The sequence below is a fragment of the Variovorax sp. VRV01 genome (genome assembly GCF_014852545.1).
In the GTDB taxonomy this organism is placed as follows: domain Bacteria; phylum Pseudomonadota; class Gammaproteobacteria; order Burkholderiales; family Burkholderiaceae_C; genus Variovorax; species Variovorax beijingensis_A.
Genome location: NZ_JACVBS010000065.1, coordinates 1 through 495, shown reverse-complemented (window position 1 = coordinate 495; position 495 = coordinate 1). Strand labels below are relative to the sequence as shown.

The 495-nt window shown below is 70.1% G+C and carries 1 protein-coding gene; it reads left to right on the top strand.

The features are described from left to right. On the top strand, positions 1–495 hold a 495-nt coding region (locus IB278_RS33615; protein ID WP_192328869.1), incomplete at both ends, for an AMP-binding protein.

The window sequence follows — 495 nt, the reverse complement described above, 5'->3', positions numbered from 1 at the left end:
GCTACAAGGAACTGCTCGCGCGCGTGAGCCAGTTCGCCAACGCCCTGAAGGCCGCCGGCATCGAGAAGGGCGACCGCGTCATCATCTACATGCCCATGACCATCGAGGGCGTGGTCGCCATGCAGGCCTGCGCGCGCATCGGCGCCACCCACAGCGTCGTGTTCGGCGGCTTCTCCGCCAAGGCCCTGCAGGAGCGCATCATCGACGCCGGCGCCGTGGCCGTCATCACCGCCAACTACCAGCTGCGCGGCGGCAAGGAACTGCCCCTGAAGGCCATCGTCGACGACGGCATCGCCCTGGGCGGCTGCGAGTCGATCCAGACCGTCTTCGTCTACGAGCGCACCCCCAGCGCCTGGCGCCGCGTCGAGGGCCGCGACAAGACCTTCGCCGAGGCGCTGGCCGGCCAGAGCACCGAGTGCGCCCCCGTCCCCGTGAACGCCGAGCACCCCCTCTTCATCCTCTACACCTCCGGCTCCACCGGCAAGCCCAAGGGCG